15 protein-coding genes and 1 tRNA gene are annotated in these 17253 nt (G+C 71.2%); 4 read left to right on the forward strand and 12 right to left on the reverse strand.

Translation table 11 applies throughout. The features are described from left to right. Positions 1 to 18: 18 nt before the first annotated feature. The 3 genes from ACIP94_RS17760 to ACIP94_RS17770 are packed head-to-tail and all read right to left on the reverse strand — an operon-like array spanning position 19 to position 3358. Positions 19 to 903, reverse strand: a complete 885-nt coding sequence (locus ACIP94_RS17760; RefSeq protein WP_402425998.1) for an SDR family oxidoreductase — start codon at positions 901 to 903, stop codon at positions 19 to 21. Continuing rightward, on the reverse strand, positions 900 to 1826 hold the full coding sequence (locus ACIP94_RS17765) for an alpha/beta fold hydrolase (RefSeq protein WP_402426000.1): 927 nt from the start codon (positions 1824 to 1826) through the stop codon (positions 900 to 902). Before ACIP94_RS17765 ends, ACIP94_RS17760 begins: the two co-directional genes overlap by 4 nt. Then, positions 1823 to 3358, reverse strand: a complete 1536-nt coding sequence (locus ACIP94_RS17770; RefSeq protein WP_402426002.1) for a flavin-containing monooxygenase — start codon at positions 3356 to 3358, stop codon at positions 1823 to 1825. The genes ACIP94_RS17765 and ACIP94_RS17770 overlap by 4 nt, the downstream gene beginning before the upstream one ends. A 168-nt stretch (positions 3359 to 3526) precedes the next feature. Here ACIP94_RS17770 and ACIP94_RS17775 point away from each other — a divergent pair, with 168 nt between their 5' ends. Next, on the forward strand, positions 3527 to 4180 hold the full coding sequence (locus ACIP94_RS17775) for a MerR family transcriptional regulator (RefSeq protein WP_402426004.1): 654 nt from the start codon (positions 3527 to 3529) through the stop codon (positions 4178 to 4180). Positions 4181 to 4199: 19 nt separating this feature from the next. Here the strand turns inward: ACIP94_RS17775 and ACIP94_RS17780 are convergent, their stop codons facing one another. After that, complete coding sequence (locus ACIP94_RS17780) at positions 4200 to 5000, reverse strand: exodeoxyribonuclease III (protein WP_402426006.1); 801 nt, start codon at positions 4998 to 5000, stop codon at positions 4200 to 4202. A 68-nt stretch (positions 5001 to 5068) separates the two neighbouring features. Here ACIP94_RS17780 and ACIP94_RS17785 point away from each other — a divergent pair, with 68 nt between their 5' ends. Further along, positions 5069 to 5545, forward strand: a complete 477-nt coding sequence (locus tag ACIP94_RS17785) for a GNAT family N-acetyltransferase (RefSeq protein ID WP_402426008.1) — start codon at positions 5069 to 5071, stop codon at positions 5543 to 5545. Between the two features lie 277 nt (positions 5546 to 5822). Here the strand turns inward: ACIP94_RS17785 and ACIP94_RS17790 are convergent. From ACIP94_RS17790 to galU, 7 genes are all read right to left on the reverse strand, one after another. Beyond that, positions 5823 to 5896 (reverse strand) — tRNA-Ala (locus tag ACIP94_RS17790). 95 nt (positions 5897 to 5991) lie between these two features. Next, entirely contained in the window at positions 5992 to 7221 is a 1230-nt protein-coding gene (gene glpR, locus ACIP94_RS17795) for a gephyrin-like molybdotransferase receptor GlpR (RefSeq protein ID WP_402426009.1), read from the reverse strand. Between the two features lie 173 nt (positions 7222 to 7394). After that, positions 7395 to 8027, reverse strand: a complete 633-nt coding sequence (locus ACIP94_RS17800) for a GNAT family N-acetyltransferase (RefSeq protein WP_402426251.1) — start codon at positions 8025 to 8027, stop codon at positions 7395 to 7397. After that, positions 8024 to 8605, reverse strand: a complete 582-nt coding sequence (locus ACIP94_RS17805) for a molybdenum cofactor biosynthesis protein B (RefSeq protein WP_402426011.1) — start codon at positions 8603 to 8605, stop codon at positions 8024 to 8026. Before ACIP94_RS17805 ends, ACIP94_RS17800 begins: the two co-directional genes overlap by 4 nt. Beyond that, positions 8602 to 9081 (reverse strand): cyclic pyranopterin monophosphate synthase MoaC, encoded by a 480-nt coding sequence (gene moaC, locus ACIP94_RS17810; RefSeq protein ID WP_402426013.1) that lies wholly within the window; start codon positions 9079 to 9081, stop codon positions 8602 to 8604. The genes ACIP94_RS17805 and moaC overlap by 4 nt, the downstream gene beginning before the upstream one ends. 267 nt (positions 9082 to 9348) lie before the next feature. After that, positions 9349 to 10671 carry a gephyrin-like molybdotransferase Glp gene (gene glp, locus ACIP94_RS17815; RefSeq protein ID WP_402426015.1) on the reverse strand — a complete coding sequence of 441 codons (1323 nt, stop codon included), beginning with the start codon at positions 10669 to 10671 and terminating at the stop codon, positions 9349 to 9351. A 4-nt stretch (positions 10672 to 10675) separates the two neighbouring features. Beyond that, positions 10676 to 11578 carry a UTP--glucose-1-phosphate uridylyltransferase GalU gene (galU, locus tag ACIP94_RS17820; RefSeq protein ID WP_402426017.1) on the reverse strand — a complete coding sequence of 301 codons (903 nt, stop codon included), beginning with the start codon at positions 11576 to 11578 and terminating at the stop codon, positions 10676 to 10678. Positions 11579 to 11735: 157 nt separating this feature from the next. Here galU and ACIP94_RS17825 point away from each other — a divergent pair, with 157 nt between their 5' ends. Continuing rightward, a complete protein-coding gene (locus ACIP94_RS17825) occupies positions 11736 to 12287 on the forward strand; it encodes a 5-formyltetrahydrofolate cyclo-ligase (RefSeq protein WP_402426019.1) in 552 nt (183 codons plus the stop codon). A 146-nt stretch (positions 12288 to 12433) separates the two neighbouring features. On the opposite strand, the gene ACIP94_RS17830 is transcribed toward ACIP94_RS17825, so the two are convergent. Then, a complete protein-coding gene (locus ACIP94_RS17830; RefSeq protein WP_402426021.1) occupies positions 12434 to 15262 on the reverse strand; it encodes a penicillin acylase family protein in 2829 nt (942 codons plus the stop codon). 256 nt (positions 15263 to 15518) lie between these two features. On the opposite strand from ACIP94_RS17830, the gene ACIP94_RS17835 reads away from it, so the two are divergent. Beyond that, complete coding sequence (locus tag ACIP94_RS17835; RefSeq protein WP_402426023.1) at positions 15519 to 17045, forward strand: potassium/proton antiporter; 1527 nt, start codon at positions 15519 to 15521, stop codon at positions 17043 to 17045. The last annotated feature ends 208 nt before the right edge of the window (positions 17046 to 17253 follow it).

Below are 17253 nucleotides of genomic sequence, written 5' to 3' on the forward strand. Positions count from 1 at the left end.
ACACAGCACGCATTTCGATCAGTTACGCAGCGTACGGCGCTGCTGCTCATCGGCCTCCCCGCCGGCCCCCACCAGCCCTGTGCGCACCCCTTTGAGCCGGGGCTCGAACCGCCGGATCTCCCGCTGTCCCACCGTGGCGATGAGCCCCGGCAGACAGCCGCGCACGGCCTGCATCCCGCGCAGCCACGCCTGCCCGTAGACATGGCTGGAGCGCCGCTCGATCCCGGCCACGAGCCGTTCCACCGCCGGTCCGAGCGGGTAGGTCCTGCCGGCCGGCCACGGCAGCCGCTGCCGCAACTCCCGCATCACGTCGTCCCGGTCGGCGCCCCGGACCATGTCCGTGTCGGTCCAGGACAGATACCCGACCCCGACGCCCACACCGTGGTGCGCGACCTCGGCGCGCAGACTGTGGGCGTACGCCTCCACGCCCGACTTGGACGCGCAGTAGGCCGTCATCATCGGCGCGGGCGTGATCGCCGCGAGCGAGGCGATCTGGAGCAGATAGCCACGGCTCTCGATCAGCGCGGGCAGAAAGGCGCGGGCCGTCACCGCCGAGCCGATGAGGTTGACCTCGATCACGCGCCGCCAGGCCTCGGGATCGGAGGCGGTGAACGGACCGCCGTTCGCCACACCCGCGTTGGCGACCACGATGTCGACCTTCCCGAACCGCTCCTTCACCTCCCCCGCGACCCGAGTCATCGTCTCGTGGTCCGTGACGTCGGCGTGCCAGTGGTCGCTGTCCCCGTACAGCCGCTCCGAGGTCTGCTTGAGCGCGTCCGGCTCGAGACCGACGAGCGCGACCCTCGCCCCGCGGACCGACAGCTTGCGGGCCAGCAGCTCACCGACACCCCGCGCGGCGCCGGTGACGACGGCCACCCGGCCCTCCAGGTTCACCCTGCTCATGCGCCCTCCTTGACCTCTGCGTCGCCCGTGTACGCGGTGACGAGTTCTCGGATCCTCCCGGTCACCAGCTCCGGTGCCTCGACCGGCGTCATATGGCCGAGCCCCGGCAGTTCCGTGCTGCCCACGCAGTGCGGCAGCGCCGCGACCAGCGCCCGTGTGTGCACCGGCGGGGTGAGCCGGTCGGCGGTGCCGACCAGGACCTCCGTCGGGACGGTCAACTCCCCTGCGCCGTCTTCCAGATCCAGTGCCTCCAGCATGCGGGACCAGGCGTGGCGCACCTCGCGCGGGCAGCCGTGCACCACCCGCGCGCACGCCTCCACCATGGCGGGCGTCGAACCGGGGCCCATGGTCGCGTACTTGAGGATGCGCAGGGAGACCGGCGTGATCGGCCCGAGCGGGGCGCGGGAGCCCAGGACGCGCGCCGTGAGCCAGGTGCGCACACGCCCGGCGCGCATCGGAAGCACCCTGGCCTCGGCGACCAGGCGCGCACTCCCGGTGCTGCACAACAGGACGGCCGCCGTGTGCGCCCTGAAGCGGGGGCGCGTGGCCGCGGCCAGCACCGTCATCCCGCCCATGGAGTGCCCCACGACCACGGCCTTCTCGCCCGGCGCGAGCGTGGCGGAGAGCACCGCCTCCAGATCGTCGGCGAGCGCTTCGGCGGTGCACGCGGGGCTCGCGGGACTGCGCCCGTGCCCCCGCTGGTCGTAGGCGACCACCCGGTGGTCGACGGCCAGGTCCCGGATCTGCGCCGCCCAGAAGGCGGTCGAGCAGGTCCAGCCATGGGCGAGGACCACCACGGGCGCACCCTCGGGCCCATGGACCTCGACATGCAACCGGGCGCCGTCGGCGGAGCAGACGCGTAGTTCCCGGACGGGCGCGGGCGGCGCGTACGGCCCGCTCGTGACGTGTGCCGGCCGCCTCATGCGCGCGCCTCCGTCCGCGTCCCGGCGGGCTGCTCGCCCGGCTCCGCCGTCCGGGGGGCGCGGACCACCTCGTACTCCCCCAGGTCGACTCGGCGGGTCGCACTGCGGAACTCCGTCGTCGTGCCCGGCCAGATGGTGGTGTTGCGGCCGCTGGCGTCGAGGTACCAGCTCGTGCAGCCGCCGGTGTTCCACACCGTGCGCTTCATGCGCTCCTGCACCTTGTGGTTCCAGGCGTCGACGGCACCCGGCCGGGCGTCGAGCGCGACCCGGCCGCCGAGCACCTCCAACTGCCGCAGGTAGTCGGCCATGTAGTTCAGCTGGGACTCGATCATGAGGATCATCGAGGAGTTCCCGAGACCGGTGTTGGGGCCGATGATCGACATCCAGTTGGGGAATCCGGCGGCGGTCGCGCCGCGCAGCGCCTTCATGCCGCCGCTCCACGTCCGGGCGAGCGTCCGTCCCTCCGCGCCGACCACCCGGTCGGCGATCGGCATGTCCGTGACATGGAAGCCGGTGCCGAAGACGATCGCATCGGCCTCGCTCTCGGTGCCGTCCGCCGCGACGAGGGTCGAGCCGCGGATCTCGCTCAGACCGGAGGCGACGACCTCCACATTGGGGCGGGTGAGCGCCGGATAGTACGTGTTCGAGAGCAGGATCCGCTTGCAGCCGATGCGGTAGTCCGGGGTCAGCATGGCCCGCAGCGCCGGATCCTTGACCGCTCGCGCCAGGTTGCGCCGGGCCATCCGCTCGACCAGGCCCAGCTCGTCGGGGTGCTTGGTGAACGCCTGGACCTGAAGTTCCCGGATGCCCCACAGAAACCCGCGGCGCAACTGCGTGGTGAACGGCAGCGCGCGGTGCAGCCGCCGCTCCAGGGCGCTGATCTCCCGGTCGACCCGGGGCATCACCCAGGGCGGGGTGCGCTGGAAGAGGGTGAGCCTGCCGACGACGGGCTGTATCTCGGGAACGATCTGGATCGCGGAGGCGCCCGTGCCGATCATGGCGACGCGCTTGCCGCGCAGGTCGTAGTCGTGGTCCCAGCGGGCGGAGTGGAAGATCTTCCCCGGGAAGCCGTCCAGCCCCGGGACCTCCGGGATCCTCGGATCGGACAGCGGCCCGGTGGCGGAGACGACGACATCGGCGGTGAGCGGCCCGCTGCCGGTCTCGATCGCCCAGTGCAGCTTCCCGGCATCCCAGGTCATCACCTTCACTTCGGAGTCGAAGCGGAGGTGAGGACGCAGCCCGAAGACGTCCGCCACATGCTCCAGATAGGCGCGGATGTGCTCCTGTCCGGAGAAGGTGCGCGGCCAGTCGGGGTTGGGGGCGAACGAGAACGAGTACAGGTGCGACGGGACGTCACAGGCGCAACCGGGGTAACTGTTGTCGCGCCAGGTGCCGCCGATGCCGCTCGCCCGCTCCAGCACGACGAAGTCGGTGACGCCTTCCCGGCGCAGCCGCACGGCGGCCCCGAGCCCTCCGAACCCGGATCCGATCACCGCCACCCGTACATGAGGCACATGCTCGTGCTCGGCCATCCAGAAGCCTCCCGGTCCCTGCGGCCGGCTCAGCTGACACTGGGTCAGGGGAGCCGGTAAGACTCCGCCAGTGAACACTGGCGCAATGGGGAGGGTAGGGCAGCGGCGTACCGATGGATAGAGGGCGGCACGAGGAAAGTTACCGCCGGTACGACGTAGGGTGCGGGCGTGGCAGAGGACGGGGAGCGGCATGAGTACCGCATGGAGGAGCTGGCCGAGGAGGCCGGGATCACGGTGCGCACCCTGCGTTTCTACCGCGAACGCAAGCTGATCCAGCCACCGCGCCGAGAAGGCCGTATCGCCTGGTACGACGACACCCATCTGGCCCGGCTGCGCACGATCTCAGCGCTCCTGGAACGCGGTCACACCCTCAGCGGCATCGCCGAGCTGGCCGAGGCGTTCGACCACGGACGCGACGTCGGCGATCTGCTGGGCCTCGGCGGCCCCACCGAGGAGATCCCGGTACGCCTCACCCCGGAGGCCCTGGCCGACGAGTTCGGCGCCGAGGCGACTCCGGAGAACCTCGCCGCGGCCCTCGATCTCGGCTATCTCGGTACGGACGGCGGCGAGATCGTTCACATCAGCCGCCGGCTTCTCGACGTCTCGGCGGCCCTGGTGCGCGAGGGCATACCGCTCGCGGACGTCCTGGCCGCCGCCCGCCGCGTGCGCGAGCACACCGAGGCCCTGGCGGACGTCTTCTCGGACCTGATGTCCGCCCACCACCGTTCCCCCGAGGACGCCCGGCGGCTGCGCCCGCTGGCCCAGAGCGTGGTGCAGGCGGAGCTGTCCCTGGCCCTGGACCGTCGCCTGCGCGAGCCGTAGGTCCCGCGCGGGACTCAGCTCACTCGAAGACCACCGTCACGGGAGCGTGGTCGGACCAGCGCTCACCATGGCCGGCCGCGCGCTCCACCAGGGCCTTGACGGCCCGGCCCGCGAGTCCGGGGGTCGCCACGGCCAGGTCGATCCGCCATCCCGAGTCGTTGTCGAAGGCGCGCCCCCGGTAGGACCACCAGGTGTAGGGCCCCTCGGCATCCGGGTGCAGCGCCCGCACGACGTCGACGTATCCGCCGTCCTCGGGGTCGAGAACCCGGCCCAGCCACGCCCGCTCCTCGGGCAGGAAGCCGGAGTTCTTCCGGTTGCCGCGCCAGTTCTTGAGGTCGGCCTCGCGGTGGGCGATGTTCCAGTCACCGCACACGAGGACCTCGCGTCCGTCGGCGGCGGCCCGCTCCCGCAGCTCCTTCAGATAACCGAGGAACCCGGCCATGAACCGGACCTTCTCGTCCTGCCGCTCGGTGCCGACCTCACCGGAGGGCAGATAGAGGCTGGCGACGGTGACCCCCGGCAGGTCCACCTCGACATACCGCCCGCTGCCGTCGAACTCGGCCGACCCGAACCCGACGCGCACCCGGTCGGGCTCACGGCGGGTGTAGAGCGACACCCCGGCGCGCCCCTTCGCGGCGGCGGGCGCGTGCACGGCATGCCATCCGTCGGGCGTGCGCACCTCCACGGGAATCTGCGCCGGCTCGGCCCTGACCTCCTGGAGGCACAGCACATCGGCGGAGGTCCCGGCCAGCCAGTCCACGAAGCCCTTCTTCGCGGCGGCCCGGATCCCGTTCACATTCACGGAGGTCACAGTCAGCACGCCGGAACCCTACCGGCACACTGGAAACGACTCCGTCCGTGATGCTGCATACTTGTACGATTGGTAGCATGAATATTCGTCGCGTGCCCTTCGACCACCCTGACGCCGTCAAGCTCAGCGATGAGGTCCAGGCCGAATACCACCTCCGCTACGGCGACGGCGGCGACGCCACCCATCTGGACCCGGCGATGTTCGCACCTCCGTCCGGCCTGTACCTGATCGCCTACGACGAGCGGGAGCGTCCCGTCGCCACGGGCGGCTGGCGCGGCCAGGAGAAGAACGACGAGGGGTATCTCGACGGGGATGCCGAGCTCAAGAGAATGTTCGTCATCGCGGAGATGCGGGGCCGGGGGCTGGCGCGCCGCATCCTGGCCGCGCTGGAGGAGGACGCCCGGGCGGCCGGCCGCACCCGCATGGTCCTGGAGACGGGCAGCAAGCAGCCGGAGGCCGTGGCCCTCTACACCTCCAGCGGCTACGAGCCGTGCGCCAAGTTCGGCTATTACCGCCACCACGAGCTCAGCCTCTGCTTCGCCAAGCCGCTGTAGGGCCGTCCGGGGGCCGTCCGGGGTCTGTCGGCCCCTGCCGCACGCGGGGCCGCCCGTCCGGGCCCGCCTACCGGGGCCCGCCCGTCCAGGCCCGCCTACCGGGGTCCACCCTCCGTGGGCTCCCTCACAGCGCGCACCCACGCCGCGAACTCCACGGCGCACCGGCCGTGTTCGGCGGCGCCGGAGCGAACTCGGGTCACCACAGCAAAAATCCCGCCCGATCTTCCGATCGGACGGGATCTTCTCAACTTCCCCGAGCTTCAGGGAGTTGTTGCGGTGGACCTGAGGGGATTTGAACCCCTGGCCCCCTCGATGCGAACGAGGTGCGCTACCGGACTGCGCCACAGGCCCTTGCAACGAGTGAAACTCTAGCATCCCCATCGGCCGGTCTGGAAATCCGTTCCGCCCAGGTCAGCCACGGGGGCCGACCAGGGCGCGGCCGGCACCTACTCGTTGGCGGCCCGCGGACGTTCCCCGTCCTCGTACTGGTCGAACAGCGGGGTGCGCCCCCGCTCCCGCGACCGGCGCGCCGAGGCCGCCCTGCGGGCGTCGCACCGGCCCGCGTCAGCGGTCTCCGGCTGCTCCTGGGCCCCGGGGGCGGGTTCCTCCTCCGCATCCGGCTCCCCGCGGTCGGCCGCGGAGGCCCCGGGCACGGGCGCCGCCGCCTCCGCCGCGCTGGACCGGGCGGAGCTCCAGGCGTCCGGCGTCCCGTGGTCCACGCTCGGCGTCGCCCGGGGGGCGACCGGCGCGGTCACATACGTCGGCAGCGGCACCGGCACGGGATCCCAGCTCTCCCCGTGCCCGGGCCTGCGGCGGCGCTCACGCTGCTGGTCCACCCACTCGGCGTGGTCGGTCTGCTCGACCAGGGCCCGGCGGTCGGCGGCGAGCGCGGACAGTCCGGGGTCGGTCTCGGGTTCGGGTCCGCCCTCCGGCTGCTCATCGGTGTCGGAGGCGACCGGGGGCCGCCGCCGGGGCTGCCGCTCCCTCAGGCGCTGCGCCGCCGCCTCGGCCCGGCGCCGGTCCATCGTGTAGACGAACCGCTTGCGCTCCTGCGACCGCAGATAGGCGATGTACGCGCTCAGCAGCACGGCGGGCACGCCGGGCGCCCAGAGGAAGGCCAGCCCCCCGACCGCGGCGACGATCGCGCCGAGCGTGAACGCGAGGAAGAGCACCACGGTGGTGCGCCTGCGCCGTGCGAGCACCTTCGAGCGCCGGGCGCGCGCCCTGGCCTCCGCCGAGGGCGCCTTCCGTGCCCGGGGCGCGTCCTTGCCCGCCCGCGGACGGGCGGCCGGCTCCGGCCCGGGGCCGGCCTTGGGGTGCGCGCCGGACCTGGCCGCCTCCGGGGCCGCCGGCTCCGGCCGAGCCGGGCCCTCCGGCTCCACGCGCACACGCGCCTGCCGTCCGCTCGGAGGCATGGCGAAGGCCCGGACGTCCACCGAGCCGGTGACGCCGTCCGGGTGACCACCGGGCTCCCCCTCCTCGGCGGAGCGCGCCCGCAGGCCCTTGGCATATCGGCGCTCCATGCCCGCCCGCCCGGACAGCAGCCGGATGGCGGTGCTGAAGCGTTCCGTCGGACGAGACTCGTTCAGCTCGTCCTGCCTACGGAGCCACATAGGCACCAAGTAGGCGGCCCAGGCCCCGACAATGACTGCGTAGATGAGGCCGCTGCTGCTCACGCCTCACACGGTAGAGGGGTTTGCGTGAGGCCATCTGCCAATTGGGCCGGTGTGTCGCACGATCTGGCTGATATTTCGAACTTTTTTTGGGACCGATGCGATCAGCAGGCCGACGGGACCGCTAATGCATTGGCCCGAGCCGATCGCCACCCGATCAATTTCGAACATATTTTTTATTTTCCGGGGTGGGCCTGCTGAGAGCGTGACCGGCGCCAGCGCGCGAGCAGTCCCTCGGGCACCTCTTCGGCGGTGAGCGCGAAGACGAGGTGATCCCGCCAGGCCCCGTCGATGTGCAGATAACGAGGCCGGAGCCCCTCCTCGCGGAATCCGAGTTTCTCCACCACCCGGCGGCTCGGCCCGTTCTCGGGGCGAATGCATACTTCGATGCGGTGCAGCCCGACGCTCCGGAAGCAGTGGTCGACGACGAGCGCCACGGCCGTCGGCATCACCCCGCGGCCCGCCACCGCCTCGTCCACCCAGTAGCCCACATGCCCGGAGCACATCGAGCCCCAGGTGATTCCGGCCACCGTCAACTGGCCCACGAGGCGCCCCTGGTACTCGATGACGAAGGGCAGCATCCGGCCCGCGTTCGCCTCCCTGCGCAGATGCCGGACCATCTGGCGGTAGGTCGGCCGGTGCGCTATCGGGCCGCTCGGGGTGGGCGGCGGAATGGTCGCCTCCCACGGGCGCAGCCACTCCCGGTTGCGCCGGTTGACCTCGCGCCAGGTCCGCTGGTCGCGCAGCCTTATCGGCCGGAGGACGACATCGCCGTCCGCCAGCTCGACGGGCCAGGACGGGCTGTTCAGCTCGCACCCCCAGTCGGTCTGGGGCGGTCCTCGCCGGCCGCCGCCGCGCCCGCGTCGGCCCTCGCGTGGTCGCCGCCCCGGATCTGGTCGACAGCGTGCATCACCAGGGGCTCCAGGACGGCCAGCCCGTCCCTGACCCCGCCGGTGGATCCGGGCAGATTGACGATCAACGTCCGCTCGGCGACCCCGGCGGTTCCCCGGGAGAGGGCCGCCGTCGGCACCTTCTCCCTTCCGAACGCCCTGATGGCCTCGGGAATGCCCGGCACCTCGAAGTCGATCACCGCGCGGGTCGCCTCGGGGGTGCGGTCCGTGGGCGAGATCCCGGTGCCACCGGTCGTCACGATCACGTCGTAGCCGGCCCGGACGCCGGTCCGCAGCGCCTGCTTCACCGGGTGGCCGTCCGGGACCACCCACGGTCCGTCGACGGCGAAGCCGAACCGGGTGAGCGCCTCCACGATCAGGGGGCCGCCCTTGTCCTCGTACACGCCCGCGGCCGCGCGGTTCGACGCGGTCACCACCAGGGCCGCGTACGGCGCCGTCAGGGCGCCGCCGGCCGGCTGCTCGGCCGGTGCCGTCATGCCCGGCTCCAGTCGCCCGACTTCCCGCCCGTCTTCTCCTCCACGCGCACGTCCGTGATCACCGCTTTCTTGTCGACCGCCTTGACCATGTCGATCACGGTCAGCGCCGCGACACTGACCGCGGTGAGCGCCTCCATCTCGACACCCGTGCGGTCGGTGGTCTTCACGGTCGCCGTGATCTCCACGGCGTCGTCCGCGACCGACAGATCCAGCTTCACCCCCGACACCGACAACGGGTGGCACAGCGGGATCAGGTCCGGTGTGCGCTTGGCGCCCATGATGCCCGCGATACGCGCGGTGGCGAGCGCGTCGCCCTTGGGCACGCCCTCGCCGCGCAGAAGCTCCACCACACGGGGGGAGACCAGCACGCGTCCACTGGCGCGCGCGGTGCGCTCGGTCACATCCTTACCGGAGACGTCGACCATGCGGGCTGCCCCCGCCTCGTCGATGTGGGTCAGTCGGTCTGGCGTACTCATCTGCTGCGGCGCTCCATATCGGGGCCCGGCGGTGCGGCGCACGGGCCTGTTGTGCGCGACACGGTACCTCCAAGCAGGCGGGCCGGGCCGGGCGAGGTCCACGGACCGGACTCCCAGGTGGACACGCCCTCCCGGCCGCCCGGACGGAGGTCCTCGGCCCGGGCATCACCCGGAGGTGCCACCGCCCCGAAGTCACCGGTCTTGGGGGCGCCCGTCATGGGGCCGCCACACATGAGATCGCCGGTCATGGGGCCGCCAGTCATGCAGTCAGCCGAGGAGGACGACCTCGACCTCGGCGCCCGGCTCGACCGACGTGTCGTCCTCGGGGACGACGATGAGCGCGTCGGCCTGCGCGAGGGCGGCGATCAGATGCGATCCCGCCCCGCCGACCGGGGTGACGGTGCCGTCGGCGTATCGCCCGCGCAGGAACTGCCGTCGGCCCGCGGGGGAGGTCAGTGCCTTGTCCGCCTGGAGGACCGCCGTCGTCCTGGGCCGGTGCACGTCCTCCAGGCCCATCATGGTGCGGATCACGGGCCGCACGAACAGCTCGAAGGAGACATACGACGACACCGGGTTGCCGGGCAGCGCCAGCAGCGGCGTGTGCGCGGGGCCGATGGAGCCGAACCCCTGAGGCTTTCCGGGCTGCATGGCGAGCTTGCGGAACTCGACGCCGCCGCCTCCCGCCTCCGGGTCGCCCACGGCGGCGAGGGCCTCCTTGACGACGTCGTACGCCCCCACGCTCACCCCTCCGGTGGTGACCATGAGGTCGGCGCGGACGAGTTGGTCCTCGATGGTGGAGCGGAGCGTGTCCGCGTCATCGGCGACCGCGCCCACCCGGTAGCCGATCGCCCCGGCGTCCCGGGCGGCGGCGGTGAGGGCGAAGCTGTTGGAGTCGTAGATCTGGCCGTCCGCCAGTTGCTCGTCGGGCTGGACGAGTTCGCTGCCGGTGGACAGGACGACCACGCGCGGGCGCGGACGCACCCGGACGGCGCCGCGGCCGATCGCGGCGAGCAGCGCGATCTGCGGGGGCCCGAGCACGGTGCCCGCCGCGAGGGCGAGGTCGCCGGCCTGCACATCGCTGCCCTTGGCGCGCACATGGGCGCGCGCCTTCGCCGGGCGGTGCACCCGCACCTGCCCGGAGGCACCCTCGGGCGACAGACTGCGGGCGCGCATCCCGGAGACGGGGCCGCCGCCCAGTCCGCCGTCGGTCCACTCCACGGGGACGACGGCCTCGGCGCCGGGCGGCAGCGGAGCGCCGGTCATGATGCGCGCGGCCTGACCGGGCCCCACCTGGAGCAGGCCGGCCGCCCCAGCCGCGACATCGCCGATCACCGTGAGGACGGCCGGGAACTCCTCGCTCGCGCCCGCGACGTCCGCGACCCGTACCGCGTAGCCGTCCATCGAGCTGTTGTCGAACGGCGGCAGGGAGACGGGCACCGTGACATCGTCGACCAGCACACAGCCCAGGGCGTCGAGCAGTTGCAGCTCGATCGGGTCCAGCGGGCGGACCGCGGTGAGGATGTCCTCCAGGTGCTCGTCCACCGACCAGAGGCGGTCCTGGCCGGTGGCGGGGGTCGCGGCGGCGCTCAAATCGCTACATCTCCTCGGATACGTAACTGCGAAGCCAGGCCCGGAAGTCGGGCCCCAGGTCTTCACGTTCGCACGCGAGTCTGACAATGGCACGCAGGTAGTCACCACGGTCACCGGTGTCATAGCGGCGGCCCGTGAAGACGACACCGTGCACGGGGCCGCCGACCTTCTCGTCCTCGGCGAGCTGCTGGAGGGCGTCGGTGAGCTGGATCTCGCCGCCCCGGCCCGGCTCGGTCTTGCGCAGTATGTCGAAGATGTGCGGGTCGAGGACATAGCGGCCGATGACCGCGTAGTTCGACGGGGCGTCCGCCGGGTCCGGCTTCTCGACCAGCCCGGCCACCCGGACCACGTCGCCGTCCTCGGTGGCCTCGACGGCCGCGCACCCGTAGAGGTGGATCTGCTCCGGCGCGACCTCCATGAGCGCGATGACACTGCCGCCGCGCCGCTCCTGGACCTCGACCATGCGGGCCAGCAGGGGGTCGCGCGGGTCGATGAGGTCGTCGCCGAGGAGGACGGCGAAGGGCTCGTGGCCGACGTGCGGGGCCGCGCACAGCACGGCGTGACCGAGGCCCCTGGGGTCGCCCTGGCGGACGTAGTGCATGGTGGCGAGGTCGCTGGACTCCCGGACCTTCGCGAGCCGCTCGGCGTCCCCCTTCTTCTCCAGGGCCGACTCGAGCTCGTAGTTGCGGTCGAAGTGGTCCTCGAGGGGGCGCTTGTTACGACCTGTGATCATGAGGACGTCGTCGAGCCCCGCGGAGACCGCCTCCTCGACCACATACTGGATCGCCGGCTTGTCGACGACTGGCAGCATTTCCTTGGGCGTGGCCTTCGTGGCCGGGAGGAACCGGGTACCGAGGCCTGCCGCGGGAATGACAGCCTTGGTGATCCTGGGGATGGACTCAGTCATGCCCGCCACCTTATCGGGTGGCTTTGTGCGGTATCTGTGGCTCCGGTTAATTCGCTCTCATATGAGCAGATTAAGGAAGGCAGGGCAGTGACCAGTGGTTCCCATGGAACACGCGGCAGAGCCTGACAAACAAATGTTGCGTCGAGGGTTCCTCTCGATGAGAGGCAGGTTGACGGCGGATGACGTGGACCTGGCCGCGTACGCGCTCGCCGAGCGGGCGCTGGAGCTGCCCGAACTGGCGGAGGCGCGCACGGTCGCGGCGTATGTCTCCGTGGGGGAGGAACCCGGCACGCCGGCCCTTCTGGACGCCCTGCGCGCGCGGGGCGTACGGGTCCTGCTGCCGGTGCTCCTGCCCGACAACGACCTGGACTGGGGCGCGTACACCGGCCGGGACTCCCTGGTGCGCGTCCGGCACGGCTCCAGAATGGCCCTCCTGGAGCCCGCGGGCGAGCGCCTGGGCCCGGAGGCCGTGCGGCAGGCCGATGCGGTGCTGCTGCCCGGCCTGGCCGTGGACGCGCGCGGCATGCGCCTCGGGCGCGGAGGGGGCTCATACGACCGTGTGCTGGCCCGTCTGGAGCGCGCGGGAGCAGACCCGGCCCTGGTGGTGCTCCTGTACGACACGGAGGTTGTCGAACGCGTCCCGGAAGAGGCGCACGACCGTCCGGTGCACGCGGTGGTGACACCCTCAGGAGTACGCCGCTTCCGCTGATCGCCCACTGATCGCGGATCGGCGGCCGACCGCGGAACGATGGCCGATCGCGGAGCGCCGCTTGTGGAACGCCGCTTGTGGAGCGCCGCTTGTGGAAACGGCCCTCCACGCACGCGTGGAGGGCCGTTCTCACCGGGCACCCGGTGTCAGGGCTTGAGCAACAGGGTGTCGGTCGTGCTCTTGTCGACCGCGTCCTTGGTGAAGTGCCACGGCAGCAGTTCGCCCTGGGCCCATTTGTCCGTCTGGTCGGTGTAGTGGGCGCTGTAGGCGTGTCCCGACGCCCCGGACAGGTTGATCCACTTGGACTTGTCGAGGTCGGCCAGGTTGACCACCATGCGCATCGACGGCACCCAGACGGCGCTGTAACCGCCCGCGGCGTTCCAGCCGGTGGCGTTCACGGTCGCCTCTCCGCCGTCCAGCTTCCAGGGTCCACGGTTGAGCATGTACTGAAGGAGGCCGGGGCCGTCGGTGCCGAGGGTCTGGTTCTTCAGGAACAGCCGGTGCAGCCGGCCCCAGCTCCAGGTGTCCAGGTCGTTGCCGAGCTTGGCGGTCAGCTCCCAGCGCGCGTCCTTCATGGCCCGCGCGAACAGCTCGTCACGCGTCGTGGCGGCCGGGTCGGTGCGCGTCTTGGGCGTCTGCCACCAGTCGTTCTTGTCGTCGTCGACGATGTTGCGCACCACCTCGAACCAGCGGTCGCCGCCGTCGGGCTGCGCCTGGTCCGCGTCGCGCTGGCCGCACTCGCGCACCTTCCGGTCCGCGTCCGCGGGGCCGGTGCTGTCGGCCGGCTCGACCCACAGGCACTGGCCCTTGACCCGCAGCTCCTTGGGCAGCTTGTTGCCGAACGCGAGCTTGAGGATGTTGCGCCACACGGCGTTGAAGTAGGCGGCCGCCGCCGAGTCGGCGTCCTGGGTGTAGTCCCAGCCCTCCAGCAGCTTCTGCGTATCACGGACGTGCTTGTCCGCGACGTCGATCTTGAGCAGCTTGGGCACCAGGAGCTTGGCGATCTCGCTGCTGTTGTCGAGCTGGATCTGCCGCATGTCGTCGGTCGAGAGCTTGCCGCCGCCCCTGATCTTCGACTCGATCAGGTCGGTGATCCGCTGGCTGCGGGTGCCGTAGCCCCAGTCCGTGGTGAGGGTGTAGGGGTACTTGTCCTTGTCGACCACCGCCTGGTTGGCGGTGACGATGTAGCCGCGCTCCGGGTTGTACTCGTACGGCAGCGCGTCCTTAGGGATGAAGCCGGTCCACTGGTACTTGGAGTCCCAGCCGGGCGCCGGGACCGAACCGTCGTCGCCCTGCGGGCGGGTGGGGATCTTGCCCGGCAGCTGGTAGCCGATGTTGCCCTTGGTGTCGGCGTAGATCAGGTTCTGCGAGGGCACGTCGAAGGACCGGGCCGCCGTTCGGAACTCGTTCCAGTTCGACGCCTTGTCGATTCCGAAGACGGCGTCCATGGAGGTGCCGGGGTCCAGGGCGGTCCAGCGCAGCGCGACCGCGTAGCCGTCGCCGCGGTCGGGCGCCGCGGTGTTCACGGTGGCCTTCTTGCCGACGTTGACCAGCTCGTCGTCGCGGTCGGACAGCAGGGGCATGTTGTTCGCCTCGCGGATGACGATCTGCTTGGAGGCCCCTCCGGCGACCTTGATCGTCTCGGTGCGGGTGGTGAACGGCTTCACCTTGCCGTCGAAGAGGTATCCGTCGCCGGACAGCTTCTCGAGGTAGAGGTCGGTGACGTCGACACCGGAGTTGGTCATGCCCCAGGCGATGTTCTGGTTGTGGCCGATGACCACTCCGGGCATGCCCGCGAAGGTGTACCCGCTCACGTCGTACTGGCAGGAGCTGGAGAGCGTCGTGCAGTGCAGGCCCATCTGGTACCAGACCGAGGGCAGCGAGGCCGACAGATGCGGGTCGTTGGCCAGCAGCGGCTTGCCGGTGATGGTGTGGCTGCCGGCGACCACCCAGGAGTTGGAGCCGATGCCGTTGCCGTTCACGCCCACGGCCGTCGGCATGTCGTCGAGGGCCGTGGACAGGCGCGCCAGCTGGCCCTGGAGGCTCGAGCCGGTCGAGGTCGCGCCGCCGGACGTGGATGTGCCGGACGTCGACCGTCCGGACGTGGAGCCGCCGGACGCCGAGCCTCCGGACGTGGACCCGCCGGACAGAGAGGCCCCGGTCGCGGACTGGCCGCCCGCCGAGCCGCTCTGCTCGAAGGCCTTGGTGATGGCGTCGTACTGGCCGGTCTGGACGATCGGCTTGTTACGGCCGTAGGGGTACTCGGGATAGAGGTCCGCGATCTGCTTCGGGCCGAGCCGGCTGGTCATCAGCGAGCGGTCGATCTCGTCCTGCATGTTGCCGCGCAGGTCCCAGGCCATCGCCTTGAGCCAGGAGACCGAGTCGACCGGTGTCCACGGCTGGGGCCGGTAGTTGCCGGTGAGGGAGAGCGCCGCGTACTCCAGGGAGATGTCCTTGCCGTCCTTGCCCTTGAGGTAGGCGTTGACTCCCTTGGCGTACGCCTGGAGGTACTTCTTCGTGGCGGGCGACAGCTTGGTGTCGTACTCCTTCTGCGCGACCCGGTGCCAGCCCAGGGTGCGCAGGAACTCGTCGTTCTTGACCTGGCTCTTGCCGAACATCTCGGACAGGCGTCCGGACGTCATATGGCGGCGCACGTCCATCTCGTAGAACCGGTCCTGCGCCTGGACATATCCCTGCGCCATGAACAGGTCCTCGTCCGAGGAGGCGTAGATCTGCGGGATCCCGTAACCGTCGCGCTTGACCTGGACGGGACCCGACAGGCCGTCGAGTGTGATCGAACCCTTGGTCTGCGGGAAGGAGGCACGGACGGTGCTGAGGGACCAGTACCCGCCGTAGCCGAAGCCTCCCACAAGGGCCACAACCAGGACGATCACGAGCAGACGGGCTCTGCGCCCCTTCTTCCTGCCGGACTTGCCGGGCTTCTGGCCGGAAGAGGCGGTGGTGTTGGGGGGCATCGCTGTCCTTGCTGTCCTAACACGAGCGGCAGGGCGGGCTGTGCTTTCTACTGAGCGCTGGAGCAACCATAGGCGCAGGGCCCGCGCCGCCTTGACGCGGAGTCGGGAACGCGCCCCGGACGGGAGTTCGATCATGCGCCTCGGAGCGTCAAGAAAGCGTCAAGACTTAGGTAAGGTAACGAAGTACCTGTCCTGAAGATCCCGGCGGAACCCGATTCCTGCCGGGCCCGAGGCGTCCCCACAACGGCGCTCCGGATTGGCGAGAAGGGAACGGCCGCTGACTGTCCACCACCTCAACCAGCTCCTGCTCGTCTGTTCGCTCGTCCTGCTCATCGCGGTGGCGGCAGTCCGCCTCTCGTCGCGCAGCGGGCTCCCCAGCCTGCTCGTCTACCTGGGCATCGGCATCGCCATGGGGCAGGACGGGGTGGGCGGCATCCACTTCAACAACGCCGAGCTCACCCAGGTCATCGGCTACGCGGCCCTGGTCGTGATTCTGGCCGAGGGTGGTCTCGGCACGAAGTGGAAGGAGATCAGGCCCGCCCTCCCCGCCGCCTCCTCCATGGCCCTCCTCGGCGTCGCGGTGAGCGTCGGGGTCACGGCCACCGGCGCGCACTATGTGAGCGGCCTGGAGTGGCGGCAGTCGCTCATCATCGGAGCGGTGGTGTCGTCGACCGACGCGGCGGCGGTCTTCTCGGTCCTGCGGAAGATCCCGCTCCCCGCGCGCGTGACGGGCGTTCTGGAGGCCGAATCCGGCTTCAACGACGCCCCGGTGGTCATCCTCGTCGTCGCCTTCTCCAGCGCGGGCCCGGTGGAGCACTGGTACAGGCTGCTGCTGGAGATATGCGCGGAGTTGGCCGTCGGCGCCGCCATCGGCCTCGCGGTGGGCTGGCTCGGCTCCTGGGGCCTGCGGCATGTGGCGCTGCCCGCCTCCGGCCTCTACCCGATCGCGGTCATGGCCATCGCGGTCATGGCGTACGCGGGTGGCGCGCTCGCCCATGGCAGCGGCTTCCTCGCGGTGTATCTCGCGTCGATGATGCTCGGCAACGCCAAGCTGCCGCACTGGCCCGCCACACGCGGATTCGCGGAGGGGCTCGGCTGGATCGCCCAGATCGGCATGTTCGTCCTGCTCGGTCTGCTGGTCACCCCGCACGAACTGGGCGACGACGTGCTGCCCGCCCTCGTCATCGGGCTGGTGCTGACGATGGTGGCGCGCCCGCTGAGTGTGATGCTGAGCCTGCTGCCGTTCCGGGTGCCGTGGCAGGAGCAGACGCTGATGTCATGGGCCGGGCTGCGCGGAGCGGTCCCCATCATCCTGGCGACGATCCCCATGGTGAACGGCGTCGCGGGCAGCCGCCGCATCTTCAACATCGTCTTCGTCCTCGTCGTCGTCTACACCCTGGTTCAGGGCCCGACCCTGCCGTGGCTGGCCCGCATCCTGCGCCTGGGCATGGGACCCGAGGCCGCCGACCTCGGCATCGAGTCGGCGCCCCTGGAGCGGCTGCGCGGGCACCTGCTGTCCGTCGCGATCCCCGAGGGCTCCCGGATGCACGGCGTGGAGGTCAGCGAGCTACGGCTGCCGCCCGGGGCCGCGGTCACCCTCGTCGTCCGGGACGGCACCTCGTTCGTACCGCTGCCCACGACGGTGCTGCGGCGCGGGGACGAACTCCTCGTGGTCGCCACGGACCAGGTCCGCGACGCGGCGGAGCGGCGCCTGAGGGCCGTGGGCCAGGGCGGCAAGCTGGCCGGATGGCTGGGACTGGGGAACGGGGCGGCGGGATCCTGAGGGCGGGCCGCGGGCCTGTAGGGGACCCGGGCCCGCGGGATGCGCGGGGGCTCGAGGGCGGCCCGCGGGCCTTGAGGGGACCCGGACCCGCGGGATGCGCGGGGGTTCGGGCATGTGGGGGGCCGGTCGTCCGAGTGGGGCCGGCGGGGTGCATGGGGGAATCCGGAGCGGATGAGGCTGGCCGACGAAGGCGTTACGGGAACGTTTC

The sequence above is a fragment of the Streptomyces sp. NPDC093261 genome (genome assembly GCF_044753645.1).
Lineage (GTDB): Bacteria > Actinomycetota > Actinomycetes > Streptomycetales > Streptomycetaceae > Streptomyces.

Bases quoted from the DNA above. Each gene is read 5' to 3' on its own strand.
- ACIP94_RS17760 (WP_402425998.1), bottom strand. From the start codon at position 903: ATGAGCAGGGTGAACCTGGAGGGCCGGGTGGCCGTCGTCACCGGCGCC.
- ACIP94_RS17765 (WP_402426000.1), bottom strand. From the start codon at position 1,826: ATGAGGCGGCCGGCACACGTCACGAGCGGGCCGTACGCGCCGCCCGCG.
- ACIP94_RS17770 (WP_402426002.1), bottom strand. From the start codon at position 3,358: ATGGCCGAGCACGAGCATGTGCCTCATGTACGGGTGGCGGTGATCGGA.
- ACIP94_RS17785 (WP_402426008.1), top strand. From the start codon at position 5,069: ATGAATATTCGTCGCGTGCCCTTCGACCACCCTGACGCCGTCAAGCTC.
- ACIP94_RS17805 (WP_402426011.1), bottom strand. From the start codon at position 8,605: ATGACGGCACCGGCCGAGCAGCCGGCCGGCGGCGCCCTGACGGCGCCG.
- moaC (WP_402426013.1), bottom strand. From the start codon at position 9,081: ATGAGTACGCCAGACCGACTGACCCACATCGACGAGGCGGGGGCAGCC.
- galU (WP_402426017.1), bottom strand. From the start codon at position 11,578: ATGACTGAGTCCATCCCCAGGATCACCAAGGCTGTCATTCCCGCGGCA.
- ACIP94_RS17825 (WP_402426019.1), top strand. From the start codon at position 11,736: ATGAGAGGCAGGTTGACGGCGGATGACGTGGACCTGGCCGCGTACGCG.
- ACIP94_RS17830 (WP_402426021.1), bottom strand. From the start codon at position 15,262: ATGCCCCCCAACACCACCGCCTCTTCCGGCCAGAAGCCCGGCAAGTCC.